Annotated in this window: 15 protein-coding genes and 1 pseudogene; 14 read left to right on the top strand and 2 right to left on the bottom strand. The window is 52.9% G+C overall.

The genetic code is table 11. The features are described from left to right. Nucleotides 1-257: 257 nt before the first annotated feature. From ACQZ40_RS15620 to virG, 14 genes and pseudogenes are all read left to right on the top strand, one after another. Nucleotides 258-1001 carry an AcvB/VirJ family lysyl-phosphatidylglycerol hydrolase gene (locus ACQZ40_RS15620; RefSeq protein WP_012478069.1) on the top strand — a complete coding sequence of 248 codons (744 nt, stop codon included), beginning with the start codon at nucleotides 258-260 and terminating at the stop codon, nucleotides 999-1001. Nucleotides 1002-1587: 586 nt separating this feature from the next. After that, a pseudogene (locus ACQZ40_RS15615) lies at nucleotides 1588-2231 on the top strand (IS5 family transposase); the annotation flags it as partial. Nucleotides 2232-2477: 246 nt separating this feature from the next. Beyond that, a complete protein-coding gene (locus ACQZ40_RS15610; protein WP_012478071.1) occupies nucleotides 2478-3197 on the top strand; it encodes a type IV secretion system lytic transglycosylase VirB1 in 720 nt (239 codons plus the stop codon). Nucleotides 3198-3211: 14 nt separating this feature from the next. Beyond that, on the top strand, nucleotides 3212-3577 hold the full coding sequence (gene virB2, locus ACQZ40_RS15605) for a pilin major subunit VirB2 (protein WP_012478072.1): 366 nt from the start codon (nucleotides 3212-3214) through the stop codon (nucleotides 3575-3577). Further along, a complete protein-coding gene (locus ACQZ40_RS15600; protein ID WP_012478073.1) occupies nucleotides 3577-3903 on the top strand; it encodes a type IV secretion system protein VirB3 in 327 nt (108 codons plus the stop codon). Before virB2 ends, ACQZ40_RS15600 begins: the two co-directional genes overlap by 1 nt. Continuing rightward, a complete protein-coding gene (virB4, locus tag ACQZ40_RS15595) occupies nucleotides 3903-6272 on the top strand; it encodes a type IV secretion/conjugal transfer ATPase VirB4 (protein ID WP_012478074.1) in 2370 nt (789 codons plus the stop codon). The genes ACQZ40_RS15600 and virB4 overlap by 1 nt, the downstream gene beginning before the upstream one ends. Nucleotides 6273-6286: 14 nt before the next feature. Further along, the gene (gene virB5 / locus ACQZ40_RS15590) at nucleotides 6287-6949 is read left to right on the top strand and encodes a pilin minor subunit VirB5 (protein ID WP_012478075.1); all 663 of its coding nucleotides are present in this window, start codon (nucleotides 6287-6289) and stop codon (nucleotides 6947-6949) included. Between the two features lie 96 nt (nucleotides 6950-7045). Further along, nucleotides 7046-7933, top strand: coding sequence for a type IV secretion system protein (locus ACQZ40_RS15585; RefSeq protein WP_012478076.1), 888 nt, complete (start codon nucleotides 7046-7048; stop codon nucleotides 7931-7933). A 21-nt stretch (nucleotides 7934-7954) separates the two neighbouring features. Then, on the top strand, nucleotides 7955-8134 hold the full coding sequence (locus tag ACQZ40_RS15580) for a type IV secretion system lipoprotein VirB7 (RefSeq protein ID WP_371507047.1): 180 nt from the start codon (nucleotides 7955-7957) through the stop codon (nucleotides 8132-8134). Beyond that, nucleotides 8121-8834: a type IV secretion system protein VirB8 gene (locus ACQZ40_RS15575; protein WP_065657630.1), complete on the top strand. Its 714-nt coding sequence runs from the start codon at nucleotides 8121-8123 to the stop codon at nucleotides 8832-8834. The genes ACQZ40_RS15580 and ACQZ40_RS15575 overlap by 14 nt, the downstream gene beginning before the upstream one ends. Beyond that, nucleotides 8831-9712, top strand: a complete 882-nt coding sequence (gene virB9 / locus ACQZ40_RS15570) for a P-type conjugative transfer protein VirB9 (RefSeq protein ID WP_012478079.1) — start codon at nucleotides 8831-8833, stop codon at nucleotides 9710-9712. Before ACQZ40_RS15575 ends, virB9 begins: the two co-directional genes overlap by 4 nt. After that, complete coding sequence (gene virB10 / locus ACQZ40_RS15565) at nucleotides 9709-10842, top strand: type IV secretion system protein VirB10 (RefSeq protein ID WP_065657577.1); 1134 nt, start codon at nucleotides 9709-9711, stop codon at nucleotides 10840-10842. Before virB9 ends, virB10 begins: the two co-directional genes overlap by 4 nt. 39 nt (nucleotides 10843-10881) lie before the next feature. After that, nucleotides 10882-11913 carry a P-type DNA transfer ATPase VirB11 gene (gene virB11 / locus ACQZ40_RS15560; protein ID WP_172691046.1) on the top strand — a complete coding sequence of 344 codons (1032 nt, stop codon included), beginning with the start codon at nucleotides 10882-10884 and terminating at the stop codon, nucleotides 11911-11913. Nucleotides 11914-12044: 131 nt separating this feature from the next. Next, nucleotides 12045-12848: a two-component system response regulator VirG gene (gene virG, locus ACQZ40_RS15555; protein ID WP_012478082.1), complete on the top strand. Its 804-nt coding sequence runs from the start codon at nucleotides 12045-12047 to the stop codon at nucleotides 12846-12848. Between the two features lie 110 nt (nucleotides 12849-12958). Here the strand turns inward: virG and ACQZ40_RS15550 are convergent, their stop codons facing one another. Beyond that, nucleotides 12959-13567, bottom strand: coding sequence for a conjugal transfer protein VirC2 (locus ACQZ40_RS15550; RefSeq protein ID WP_012478083.1), 609 nt, complete (start codon nucleotides 13565-13567; stop codon nucleotides 12959-12961). A gap of 2 nt (nucleotides 13568-13569) precedes the next feature. Continuing rightward, the gene (locus tag ACQZ40_RS15545) at nucleotides 13570-14265 is read right to left on the bottom strand and encodes a conjugal transfer ATPase VirC1 (RefSeq protein ID WP_012478084.1); all 696 of its coding nucleotides are present in this window, start codon (nucleotides 14263-14265) and stop codon (nucleotides 13570-13572) included. Nucleotides 14266-14350: the final 85 nt, after the last annotated feature.

The raw sequence follows: 14350 nt of genomic DNA, 5'->3' as shown, positions 1-14350 counted from the left end.
AAAACCTCAATGGGGGAAATGACTGTAGCGCATGACATAAGGTATAGACTTAAAGCTAATCAGCAAATCACGGCAGACGGCCTTCGGCGGAGGGTTACGAACTTTAAGTGCTTCTTTCGATTCGAGATCTCAGCAAAAGTTCTCCGCAAACCTTCACCGCGGGCTTACGTGTCTTTTGTAACAAATTGCGACGCAGTTGATATCCACTTGAAACATTAGTCCGAAATTATCGAGATCTCCGCTGATAAGGTATCGAAATGGCGATAAAATTGGTATTGATACTCGTATTCACACTCTTTCCCGCGGCAGACGCTGCATATGCGAATGACCGCGCCAACGGTTTCATGTGGTCAAACGGGGGCGAAACTGGAGTGAGGCTTCCTCTTCGGGTGTTCAATGCCAAGCCAGCCAAGAACACGGTGGCGATCATTTATTCCGGAGACGCTGGATGGCAAAATATCGATGAGGCGATTGGTACCTATCTGCAGACGGAAGGGATTCCTGTCATTGGCGTCAGTTCACTTCGGTATTTCTGGTCGGAGCGGTCTCCAAGCGAAACTGCTAAGGATCTTGGTCACATAATCGATGTCTACACCAAGCATTTCGGTGTGCAGAATGTTTTACTTGTAGGATATTCTTTCGGCGCGGACGTCATGCCGGCAAGCTTCAATAGGCTTACGCTTGAGCAAAAAAATCGGGTTAAGCAAATCTCTCTCTTGGCATTGTCACATCAAGTCGACTATGTCGTCTCATTTAGGGGCTGGCTCCAACTCGAAACGGAAGGTAAGGGCGGCAATCCTCTGGATGATCTCAGATCCATTGACCCTGCAATCGTCCAATGCATGTACGGGCGCGAAGACCGTAATAATGCTTGCCCATCTCTCCGACAGACCGGCGCAGAGGTGATAGGCTTCAGCGGAGGCCATCACTTTGATAATGATTTCAAAAAACTGTCTACGCGCGTCGTCTCAGGCCTCGTGGCACGCCTAAGTCATCAGTAATCTTTAGTTCCTGCACCGCTTTAGTATTGACTGGGATAGCGACGCCTGTGATGCAGACATCGGATATTGTGTCGTTAAGTAAAAGGCCTTCGTCTGATCGCGAGACTCGCTAGTGGTTTTCAGGTGAGTGAGATGTTTTGCCGCAAGTTGCGCTGAGATCGCATCTGCCTGCGGCTGCCGCACCTCCAGATTGGCAGCAACAAGATCATCCTTCAAGGGAAGATGCCTATAACGCATGTGTTGACGACTTTCGCCTCGTGAATGATCCGGTCTGTTCCCGACAGTGGGATGCCGTCGCGATAGAGCAGGCTCTCGCGCCAGGAGGAATTTCTCCGATATGACTTCTCTCCTTCTACGTGCCCAAAGCAGCAACGAAATCATCTATCGCGGCCAAAAGAGCGGTCATGTGAAAGCACCCTTGCCAGTCAATTCCCTGGCCAAGGTCAGCACGGCGATACTGCGAGGTGTTGCTACACCACGGAGGCGATCTAGAAGGACGATTTCATCATTTAGGCCGCACACTCATAAATCAGGTTTGCAAATCGGTCTGATTTTGATTCATTGAGGCTTGACTTGGAGGCCACTGATAACCCGTCCCCGCTTTGATGTCACCGATTTCGAATGGACTGTTGTTCAGTCCTTTGTTCCCAAATAAGCCGCGTCGCGTGCCGCGCGTTGACGCGGGTGATCAATGTCATCTTGTGGCGCTTCCGGACGGGCCCGCCCTGGGCAGACGTTCCTGATCGATACGGTTCCTGTACAACCTGCTACAATCGCTTTGTACGATGGCGTGAGGCAGACGTCTAGGATCATATTCTGAGTGTGATTTCCAAGGCTTTCGATAGAATGTCGTCATGATTGACAGTTCCTGTGTCCGCGTCCACCAACATGCGGCGACGGGAAACAGCGGGATCAAGACGATGGCTGTATGGGACGTTCCCGTGGCGGTTTGACCACCAAGATTCACGCTGTTGTCGATGCCGACGGTTGACCGATCCGTCTTGCGCTGACAGCGGGTCAAGCCCATGACCGCCGCATGACCGAAACATTTTTACAAATAATCGCCTAGAGTGCGTTTCTGCTGGCGGACAAGGCATATGATACCAACGCGATAAGAGCATTTGCAAAGCGCAAGCAGGCATGGGCCAATATTCCTGCCAAGAGCAATCGGAAGGAAGCTTCCCGTTCATCGAATGGGTTTACAGACAGCGTAACCTCGCCGAGCATTTTCGTTCTGAGCCTGACCTGACCAACTGCGGCCTGAATAGGTCGATCCGGTTGCTTAGTCATGGATGCGCGGTTCTCGGTCCATGTTGCGTTCCAAGACGCCGGGCGAGGTTTCTCGCTTCAATTGAAATCATAAAGAAGCAATTGAAAATTTTCGAGTAACCGACCCTCCCGATAATCTTCAACATAAAACAACGCACTTCTTCCAACGGGAGAGGCGGTGTTAGTTGCGAGCTAAGGAGATAAGGTATGCTTAAGAGATCGGGGTCGCTTTCTCTTGCCTTGATGGTCTCCTTCTGTTCGTCGAGCCTTGCCACGCCACTCTCATCTGCTGAGTTTGACCATGTTGCTCGCAAGTGTGCCCCATCAGTTGCGACATCTACGCTTGCGGCGATAGCTAAGGTGGAGAGTCGCTTTGATCCTTTAGCGATTCATGACAACACGACCGGCGAAACGCTTCACTGGCAAGATCACAGCCAAGCAACCCAAGTCGTCAGGCACCGTCTCGATGCACGGCATTCGCTGGATGTTGGCCTCATGCAAATAAACTCTCGAAATTTTTCTATGCTCGGTCTGACACCTGACGGTGCGCTCCAGGCGTGCACATCATTATCTGCCGCTGCAAACATGCTGAAAAGTCGTTATGCAGGCGGCGAAACGATTGACGAGAAGCAATTTGCGCTTCGTCGGGCGATCTCCGCTTACAACACCGGTAATTTCATCGGCGGTTTTGCAAACGGCTACGTGCGAAAAGTTGAAACAGCTGCTCAATCGCTGGTGCCCGCGTTAATCGAGCCTCCAAAAGACGATCACGAGGCGCTAAAATCCGAAGAGACGTGGGATGTTTGGGGGTCATATCAGCGCCGCTCACAGGAGGATGGCGCTGGCGGTTTAATCGCTCCGCCACCGCCACACCAGGACAACGGCAAATCCGCAGACGACAATCAAGTCTTATTCGACTTATACTAAGGAGGTGCGCATTGATGCGATGCTTTGAGAGATACCGTTTACATCTAAATCGCCTCTCGCTCTCGAATGCGATGATGCGCGTGATATCGAGCTGCGCCCCAAGCTTGTGCGGTGCAATTGCATGGAGCATTTCCTCATCCGGACCCGCCGCAGCGCAATCTGCGGGTGGCGGCACTGACCCCGCCACAATGGTTAACAATATATGCACGTTTATCCTTGGTCCGTTCGGCCAGTCACTCGCTGTTCTCGGCATTGTCGCTATCGGGATCTCCTGGATGTTCGGGCGGGCTTCGCTTGGGCTGGTTGCCGGCGTCGTCGGCGGCATTGTTATCATGTTTGGGGCGAGCTTCCTCGGCCAAACGCTCACTGGCGGTAGTTGATGGCTGATCGTTTGGAAGAATCGACCCTTTACCTCGCAGCCACACGGCCCGCATTGTTTCTTGGGGTGCCACTGACATTGGCAGGGTTATTCATGATGTTCGCCGGCTTTGTCATCGTTATCGTTCAGAACCCGCTCTACGAAGTCGTTCTCGTGCCGTTATGGTTTGCAGCCCGGCTCATCGTGGAGCGAGACTACAATGCGGCGAGCGTCGTCCTGCTATTTTTGCGGACCGCGGGAAGAAGCATTGATAGTGCAGTTTGGGGGGGCGCTACTGTTAGCCCAAATCCAATTAGGGTTCCCCCACGAGGGAGAGGAATGGTGTGATGCTCGGCGCGAGTGGAACGACCGAAAGATCCGGTGAGATCTATCTCCCTTATATTGGCCACCTCAGCGACCATATCGTCCTTCTTGAAGACGGATCGATCATGACCATTGCGAGAATTGATGGCGTTGCATTCGAGCTTGAGGAAACTGAAATGCGCAATGCGCGTTGTCGTGCGTTCAACACGCTGTTGCGCAATATCGCTGATGATCATGTGTCAATATATGCTCACCTCGTACGTCATGCCGACGTGCCATCATCGGCGCCGCGACACTTCCGTAGTGTTTTCGCCGCTAGCCTGAACGAAGCTTTTGAACAGCGCGTGCTCTCCGGCCAACTCCTCCGCAATGAACACTTCCTTACGTTGATTGTCTACCCACAGGCGGCTTTAGGGAAGGTAAAGAGGAGGTTCACCAAGCTAAGCGGAAAAAGGGAAAACGATCTCACGGGCCAGATCAGGAACATGGAAGATCTTTGGCATGTTGTCGCTGGCTCTCTTAAAGCGTATGGCCTGCATCGTCTTGGCATCCGCGAGAAGCAGGGTGTGCTCTTCACCGAAATTGGCGAAGCGCTACGGTTGATCATGACTGGTCGGTTCACACCGGTTCCGGTCGTCAGCGGCTCACTCGGCGCTTCGATTTATACCGACAGAGTCATTTGCGGCAAGCGAGGACTCGAGATCAGAACGCCAAAAGACAGTTACGTTGGATCCATCTATTCGTTTCGCGAATACCCTGCAAAAACACGGCCGGGCATGCTCAACGCGCTGCTATCCCTCGATTTTCCACTTGTTCTCACGCAGAGTTTTTCGTTCCTGACTCGCCCGCAAGCGCACGCGAAACTTAGCCTCAAATCGAGCCAGATGCTGAGTTCCGGCGATAAAGCCGTGACTCAAATCGGCAAATTATCCGAGGCTGAGGACGCACTTGCGAGCAACGAATTCGTTATGGGCTCACATCATTTGAGCCTTTGCGTCTATGCAGACGATCTCAATAGTCTTGGGGACAGGGGCGCGCGGGCTCGGACACGAATGGCGGATGCAGGTGCCGTGGTTGTCCAAGAAGGTATTGGTATGGAAGCGGCCTATTGGTCCCAATTGCCGGGGAATTTTAAGTGGCGCACACGCCCTGGCGCAATCACTTCACGCAATTTCGCAGGGTTTGTCTCTTTCGAAAACTTTCCAGAGGGCGCCAGCTCAGGCCACTGGGGCAACGCGATTGCCCGATTTCGTACCAATGGCGGAACGCCTTTCGACTATATCCCGCATGAGCACGATGTTGGCATGACGGCAATATTCGGGCCTATCGGGAGGGGTAAGACGACGCTCATGATGTTTGTTCTAGCCATGCTCGAACAGAGCATGGTCGACCGTGCAGGTACGGTCGTGTTCTTTGACAAGGACCGGGGTGGCGAATTGCTGGTTCGCGCCACAGGAGGAACATATTTGGCACTTCACAGAGGCACACCCAGCGGGTTGGCGCCGTTGCGTGGCCTAGAAAACACAGCAGCCTCACACGATTTTCTGCGCGAATGGATCGTGGCTCTCATCGAGAGTGATGGTCGGGGTGGGATTTCTCCGGAAGAGAACCGCCGTCTGGTCCGTGGTATCCATCGTCAGCTCTCGTTTGATCCACAAATGCGTTCAATCGCGGGGTTACGTGAATTTTTGTTGCATGGGCCCGCCGAAGGCGCAGGAGCGCGGCTCCAACGCTGGTGCCGGGGCCATGCGCTTGGCTGGGCATTTGACGGCGAAGTTGACGAAGTAAAGTTAGATCCGTCGATTACCGGCTTCGACATGACGCATCTTCTCGAATACGAGGAAGTATGCGCTCCCGCTGCAGCATATCTCCTGCATCGGATTGGAGCCATGATCGACGGCCGCCGTTTTGTGATGAGCTGCGATGAGTTTCGCGCCTATTTGTTAAACCCTAAATTTTCGACTGTCGTCGACAAATTCCTCCTGACCGTTCGAAAAAACAACGGGATGCTAATACTGGCAACGCAGCAACCAGAGCATGTTCTGGAATCGCCGCTAGGAGCCAGCTTGGTTGCGCAATGTATGACGAAGATTTTCTATCCATCACCAACCGCAGATCGATCGGCTTATGTCGATGGACTGAAATGTACCGAAAAGGAATTTCAGGCGATCCGTGAAGACATGACGGTCGGCAGCCGTAAGTTTCTTCTTAAACGAGAAAGTGGAAGCGTCATCTGCGAATTTGATCTGCGGGATATGCGTGAATATGTCGCCGTGCTTTCGGGGCGTGCCAACACGGTGCGCTTTGCAACTCGACTACGCGAGGCACAAGAAGGCAACTCATCTGGCTGGCTCAGCGAATTCATGGCCCGTCACCACGAGGCAGAAGATTGATAAGGTAGGAAACGATGAAGACGACGCAACTTATTGCAACAGTTTTGACCTGCAGCTTTCTATATATTCAGCCCGCGCGGGCGCAGTTTGTTGTTAGCGACCCGGCAACGGAGGCTGAGACGCTCGCGACTGCGCTCGCGACTGCGGAGAATCTCACTCAGACTATAGCGATGGTTACGATGTTGACGTCGGCCTACGGCGTTACTGGACTACTGACTTCGCTCAACCAGAAAAATCAGTATCCTTCGACGAAGGACCTAGACAATGAAATGTTTTCGCCGCGAATGCCAATGTCGACCACGGCACGTGCGATCACCAGCGATACAGATCGTGCAGTCGTGGGTAGTGATGCTGAAGCGGACCTGTTGCGATCGCAGATCACCGGTTCCGCAAACAGCGCTGGCATTGCGGCTGACAATCTGGAAACGATGGACAAACGCTTGACGGCGAATGCTGATACGTCTGCTCAGCTTTCCCGATCTCGCAATATCATGCAGGCAACCGTGACCAATGGTTTGCTTCTCAAGCAGATCCATGACGCAATGATTCAAAATGTACAGGCGACAAGCCTATTAACGATGACTACCGCGCAGGCCGGCCTTCACGAGGCGGAAGAGGCGGCCGCTCAACGCAAGGAGCATCAAAAGACCGCTGTCATCTTTGGTGCCCTCCCCTAAGGCTGGGCGATTTGTTCATCCGCCCGCATCCTCGCCGAATGCGAGCTCATTTTATCCAACATTATGCGACAAACCAGTCAAGTTCAGGTCCAATCGATGAATTTCACGATTCCGGCGCCGTTTACGGCCATTCATACGATCTTCGATGTAGCCTTCACGACAGGCTTGGACTCGATGCTTGAGACTATCCAGGAGGCGGTGAGTGCGCCATTGATCGCCTGTGTCACTCTTTGGATTATTGTTCAGGGTATTTTAGTCATACGCGGCGAAGTCGATACCCGTAGCGGTATCACTCGGGTGATCACGGTCACCATCGTTGTTGCTCTAATTGTTGGGCAGGCTAACTACCAAGACTATGTGGTTTCCATCTTCGAAAAGACGGTCCCAAACTTTGTTCAGCAGTTTAGTGTAACCGGCTTGCCTCTGCAGACTGTTCCGGCACAGTTGGATACAATGTTCGCCGTGACCCAGGCCGTTTTTCAGAAAATCGCATCCGAAATCGGTCCGATGAACGACCAGGACATCCTTGCTTTCCAAGGGGCACAGTGGGTCCTTTACGGCACGCTCTGGTCTGCCTTCGGAGTTTACGACGCCGTTGGAATTCTCACGAAAGTGCTTCTCGCGATCGGGCCTCTGATCCTCGTCGGATATATTTTTGATCGCACGCGGGACATCGCAGCTAAGTGGATCGGGCAACTTATCACCTACGGTCTCTTGCTTCTCCTCTTAAACCTCGTGGCAACGATCGTCATCCTAACCGAAGCGACTGCGCTCACCCTTATGCTTGGTGTAATCACCTTCGCCGGTACGACCGCGGCCAAGATCATTGGTCTTTACGAACTCGATATGTTTTTTCTGACAGGGGATGCGCTCATTGTCGCTTTGCCGGCGATCGCCGGCAACATTGGAGGCAGTTACTGGAGCGGCGCAACCCAATCTGCCAGCAGCTTGTACCGTCGCTTCGCTCAGGTTGAGCGAGGCTAGGTCGCGCAAAAATTCGCCTCAATGGAGAATTCTATGAAGTATTGCCTGCTGTGCCTAGTTGTCGCTTTGAGCGGCTGCCAGACAAACGACACATTAGCGAGCTGCAAAGGCCCGATCTTCCCGCTGAATGTGGGGCGATGGCAGCCTACTCCGTCAGATCTTCAGCTCGGCAATTCGGGTGGACGCTATGACGGGGCCTGAATATGCCATGCTAGTGGCGCGCGAAAGCCTTGCCGAGCACTATAAGGAAGTAGAAGCCTTTCAAACCGCGCGAGCGAAATCGGCGCGACGTCTCTCCAAACTCATTGCAGCTGTCGCAGCTATCGCGATTTTGGGAAATGTTGCTCAAGCGTTCGCTATAGCCACAATGGTGCCGTTGAGCAGGCTTGTGCCCGTATATCTATGGATACGGCCGGACGGCACCGTTGACAGCGAGGTGTCTGTCTCGCGATTGCCTGCAACTCAAGAGGAGGCCGTCGTTAACGCCTCATTGTGGGAGTATGTTCGCCTGCGCGAGAGTTATGATGCCGATACCGCTCAGTACGCCTACGACCTGGTATCGAACTTCAGTGCCCCAACAGTGCGCCAGGATTACCAGCAATTCTTCAACTATCCCAATCCCGGTTCGCCTCAAGTCATTCTTGGCAAACGCGGCAGGGTGGAGGTCGAGCACATCGCTTCAAATGATGTAACTCCAAGCACGCAGCAAATTCGCTATAAAAGGACCCTCGTCGTTGACGGCAAAATGCCGGTGGTGAGTACGTGGACCGCGACAGTTCGCTACGAAAAGGTGACCAGCTTGCCCGGCAGATTGAGACTGACCAACCCGGCAGGTCTGGTTGTCACCTCCTATCAGACATCGGAAGATACCGTTTCAAACGTAGGCCACAGCGAACCATGATCAGAAAAGCACTTTTCATTTTAGCATGTTTATTTGCCGCTGCGACTGGTGCGGAGGCTGAAGACACTCCAATGGCGGGCAAGCTAGATCCGCGCATGCGTTATTTGGCTTACAATCCCGATCAAGTGGTGCGCCTCTCGACGGCGGTTGGAGCTACTTTGGTCGTCACATTCGCCACGAACGAAACGGTGACAGCGGTTGCCGTTTCAAATAGCAAAGATCTAGCAGCCCTACCGCGGGGAAATTATCTATTTTTCAAGGCAAGCCAGGTCCTCACGCCTCAGCCAGTAATCGTGCTAACCGCAAGCGACTCCGGGATGCGCCGTTATGTTTTCAGTATAAGTTCCAAGACTCTGTCCCACCTCGATAAAGAGCAGCCCGATCTCTATTACAGCGTCCAATTCGCCTACCCCGCCGACGATGCGGCGGCTCGGCGAAGGGAGGCACAACAGAAGGCTGTTGTGGACAGACTACACGCGGAAGCACAATATCAACGGAAAGCTGAGAATTTATTGGATCAGCCTGTCACAGCCCTTGGTGCGGCGGACAGTAATTGGCACTACGTCGCCCAAGGCGATCGTTCGCTGTTGCCACTCGAAGTCTTCGACAATGGATTTACGACGGTATTCCACTTTCCGGGCAATGTACGCATACCCTCCATCTACACCATCAATCCTGATGGCAAGGAAGCTGTTGCCAACTATTCAGTTAAAGGGAGCGATGTCGAGATTTCTTCGGTCTCCCGAGGTTGGCGTCTGAGGGATGGCCACACAGTCCTATGTATCTGGAATACCGCTTACGATCCCGTTGGCCAAAGGCCGCAAACGGGCACGGTGAGGCCCGATGTGAAACGCGTCCTGAAGGGGGCGAAGGGATGAATAACGATAGTCAGCAAGCGGCACATGAGGTTGATGCATCTGGATCCCTGGTCTCCGACAAACATGGCCGGCGTCTTTCGGGGTCTCAGAAATTGATCGTCGGAGGTGTCGTTCTCGCGTTATCATTAAGCCTCATTTGGCTAGGTGGGCGCCAAAAGAAGGTGAATGAGAACGCATCGCCGTCAACTTTGATCGCAACAAACACCAAGCCATTTCATCCAGCTCCGATTGAGGTGCCGCCGGATCCTCCAGCGGTTCAAGAGGCTGTTCAGCCTGCTGCTCCTCTACCGCCGAGGGGCGAACCGGAGCGGCATGAGCCACGGCCGGAAGAAACACCGATTTTTGCATATAGCAGCGGCGATCAAGGGGTCAGCAAACGCGCCATTCAGGGCGACACGGGCCGAAGACAAGAAGGCAAGCGTGACGACAACTCCTTGCCGAATGGCGAAGTGTCCGGCGAGAACGATTTGTCGATACGTATGAAACCCACCGAGCTGCAGCCCAGCAGGGCCACGCTCTTGCCGCACCCCGATTTTATGGTAACGCAAGGGACAATAATTCCGTGCATCTTGCAAACCGCAATCGACACAAATTTGGCAGGCTATGTAAAGTGTGTCTTGCCTCAGGATATTCGTGGAACAACGAACAATATCGTGCTTCTTGATCGTGGCACCACCGTTGTTGGCGAAATACAGCGTGGCTTGCAACAGGGAGATGGGCGCGTTTTTGTGTTGTGGGATCGCGCCGAGACACCTGACCATGCGATGATCTCGTTAACATCGCCAAGCGCGGACGAACTCGGTCGCTCAGGATTGCCGGGCTCGGTCGACAGCCACTTCTGGCAGCGTTTTAGCGGAGCTATGCTCTTGAGTGTTGTTCAAGGCGCCTTCCAGGCAGCTAGCACCTACGCCGGCAGCTCGGGTGGCGGGATGAGCTTCAACAGCTTTCAAAATAACGGTGAGCAGACAACTGAGACAGCCCTTAAGGCAACCATCAACATACCGCCAACCCTGAAGAAGAATCAGGGTGACACCGTTTCCATTTTCGTAGCACGGGACCTCGATTTCTTTGGTGTTTACCAGCTCCGCCTGACTGGCGGCGCCACGCGGGGGAGGAACCGCCGCTCTTAATGAATTCAAATTTCCGCTTAGAGACAGGATACATTGTAAATGGAAGTGGATCCGCAACTACGCTTTCTTCTGAAGCCGATTTTGGAATGGCTCGATGACCCGAAGACTGAAGAAATTGCGATCAATCGACCTGGAGAGGCATTTGTGCGCCAAGCCGGCATTTTTACCAAGATGCCTTTGCCCGTCTCTTATGATGATCTTGAAGATATCGCTATTTTAGCGGGCGCGCTGAGAAAGCAGGATGTCGGACCACGTAACCCCCTCTGCGCCACTGAACTTCCTGGTGGTGAACGACTACAAATCTGTCTGCCGCCGACCGTTCCCTCGGGCACCGTCAGCTTGACCATTCGACGGCCAAGCTCGCGTGTTTCTGCTCTTAAAGAAGTCTCCTCCCGTTATGATGCTTCGAGGTGGAACCAGTGGCAGACACGAAGGAAACGCCAAAATCAGGATGATGAAGCTATCCTTCAGCATTTTGACAACGGGGATTTGGAAGCGTTTCTGCACGCATGCGTCGTCAGCCGACTGACGATGTTGCTATGTGGCCCTACCGGAAGCGGCAAGACAACAATGAGCAAGACCTTGATCAGCGCCATCCCCCCCCAGGAAAGGCTAATCACCATAGAAGATACGCTCGAACTCGTCATTCCACACGATAATCATGTTAGACTACTCTACTCCAAGAACGGTGTTGGGCTGGGTGCTGTGAGCGCCGAGCACTTGCTCCAAGCAAGTCTGCGTATGCGGCCGGACCGGATATTGCTTGGCGAGATGCGCGACGATGCAGCATGGGCTTATATGAGTGAAGTCGTCTCGGGACATCCGGGATCGATTTCAACAATACACGGCGCGAATCCAATCCAAGGATTCAAGAAACTGTTTTCCCTTGTCAAAAGTAGCGCCCAAGGTGCTAGCTTGGAAGATCGCACACTGATTGACATGCTCTCTACGGCGATCGATGTCATCATTCCATTCCGTGCCTATGAGGACGTTTATGAAGTAGGCGAGATCTGGCTCGCGGCGGACGCACGACGCCGGGGCGAGACCATAGGCGATCTCCTTAATCAATAGTAGCTGTAACCTCGAAGCGTTTCACTTGTAACAACGGTTGAGAATTTTTGTCATAAAATTGAAATACTTGGTTCGCATTTTCGTCATCCGCGGTCAGCCGCAATTCTGACGAACTGCCCATTTAGCTGGAGATGATTGTACATCCTTCACGTGAAAATTTCTCAAGCGCTGTGAACAAGGGTTCAGATTTTAGATTGAAAGGTGAGCCGTTGAAACACGTTCTTCTTATCGATGACGATGTCGCTATGCGGCATCTTATTATCGAATACCTTACGATCCACGCCTTCAAAGTGACCGCGGTAGCCGACAGCACCCAGTTCACTAGAGTACTCTCTTCCGCGACGGTCGATGTCGTGGTTGTTGATCTAAATTTAGGTCGTGAAGATGGGCTTGAGATCGTTCGAAATCTGGCGGCAAAGTCTGATATTCCAATCATAATTATCAGTGGCGACCGCCTTGAGGAGACGGATAAAGTTGTTGCACTCGAGCTAGGAGCAAGTGATTTTATCGCTAAGCCGTTTAGTACGAGAGAGTTTCTTGCACGCATTCGGGTTGCCTTGCGCGTGCGCCCCAACGTTGTCCGCTCCAAAGACCGACGGTCTTTTTGTTTTACTGACTGGACACTTAATCTCAGGCAACGTCGCTTGATGTCCGAAGCTGGCGGTGAGGTGAAACTTACGGCAGGTGAGTTCAATCTTCTCCTCGCGTTTTTAGAGAAACCCCGCGACGTTCTATCGCGCGAGCAACTTCTCATTGCCAGTCGAGTACGCGACGAGGAGGTTTACGACAGGAGTATAGATGTTCTCATTTTGCGGCTGCGCCGCAAACTTGAGGCGGATCCGTCAAGCCCTCAACTGATAAAAACAGCAAGAGGTGCCGGTTATTTCTTTGACGCGGACGTGCAGGTTTCGCACGGGGGGACGATGGCAGCCTGAGCCAATTGCATTTGGCTCTTAATTATCTGGCTCAAAGGGTGACTGAGGACGCGGCCAGCGGCCTCAAATCTACACTCAATATTTGGTGAGGGGTTCCGATAGGTCCCTCTTCACCAATTGCTCGATGGCTTCTCTCCAGCAAAGAAGGACGCGAGCGCGGCGGTAGCCAGCTTGTGGCCGAAAGCTCGAGCGGTCTCCAACCCCAACGGATCAAAATGACTTCGAGCGACCTCGAGCAACGCAACCGGGAACATGCGTGAGGTCTGAACGAGAACGGATTTTTCTGTAGTTGAAGGGATCGGATAACTTTTCGGGGCCACGCGAAATGATCCATCTGCCAGCATGCTTTCGAAATCGTCCAACGCGCGCCTTAAAATCATTTGTAGCGACTTCGAGGGACTGTATTGCCGAACGAGGTTGTCATATGTTTTCGACACTTGAGGCGCGGGCGGTCGCGCTGAAAGAAAAACCTGGAGCTTTTTCGGGGACGGAGGTGGACTAAGGGCATCCACAGTTAGCTTAAGTTGTCGATCGGGACTGTAAATGTGATCGGCGACGAGAGGCTCACGTTGCTGGTCTTTCTCGTCGGCTTTTTCAGGCAAGTGCTGGAGGTCCAGCTTCTGGGGAACAAGTGTCGGGTTGGGATGGTGGATCTCGGGTCGAGCACCAGCAAGCCGCCGTGCTTCGCCGACCGACAACGCGGGCTTGCGAATTGCCATCTTCAAGCCTCCAAGATTTTGCTGATCAGTTTCGAAATGACCACGACTTCCTCCATCGCAATCCGAAGATTCCTCTCTATGAGGCGCATCGTCGGATCAGTTCCCGTGTTTAGTAATGTAAGATGCAACATGCCGCGTTCTTTCATCGCGGCAAATGCATCTCTTTCATGCATGGGAGACGGTACAACTGGAAGGCTCTCTAGCGTCTCTGACATCCTGCGTTGCGATGTTGTCAATCGGCCGACCGGGACGCGTTGGCGCAAAACAGCTGTAGGAATTGCCAAATTTTCACTCAACAGCAGCTCGATGACGTAGCGGTAGGTAGATAGTGCCTCATCAATGTCGAGCGGCGTTAGCATGGTGGGGATCAGAAGCAGGTTTGAGCTAGCGATGATTGTGTTGTTGAGCTCGCTCGAGCCGCCACGCGTATCGGCCAACGCATAATCAAATCCTTCGAGCTCGGCATTTTCATAGGCTGCTTCAAGAAGGGGCATTTCGTCGGCGGAATAGACTTCACAGCGAGGATCCCAGGTACTGCTTTGTAAGGCGTTTTCTCTCCATCGCGTCAGAGGCCGGTTTTCGTCGGCATCAAAGAGGGCCACTCGTTTACCGTCATTTGCCAAAGCAGCGCAAAGGCCCATGAGTGCGGTGGTTTTGCCAGCACCCCCTTTGAAAGAACAAAACGTCAAAAGTTGCATATTCTGATCCCGCCTATCCTGTGAAACCGGAGTGCATTTGTATTTTTGTTCGTATAAATGTTTTTGTGATTATCGATGAGTAAAA

The organism is Agrobacterium sp. 16-172Ci (assembly GCF_053522725.1).
This window is presented reverse-complemented; position numbering and strand designations above follow the sequence as displayed.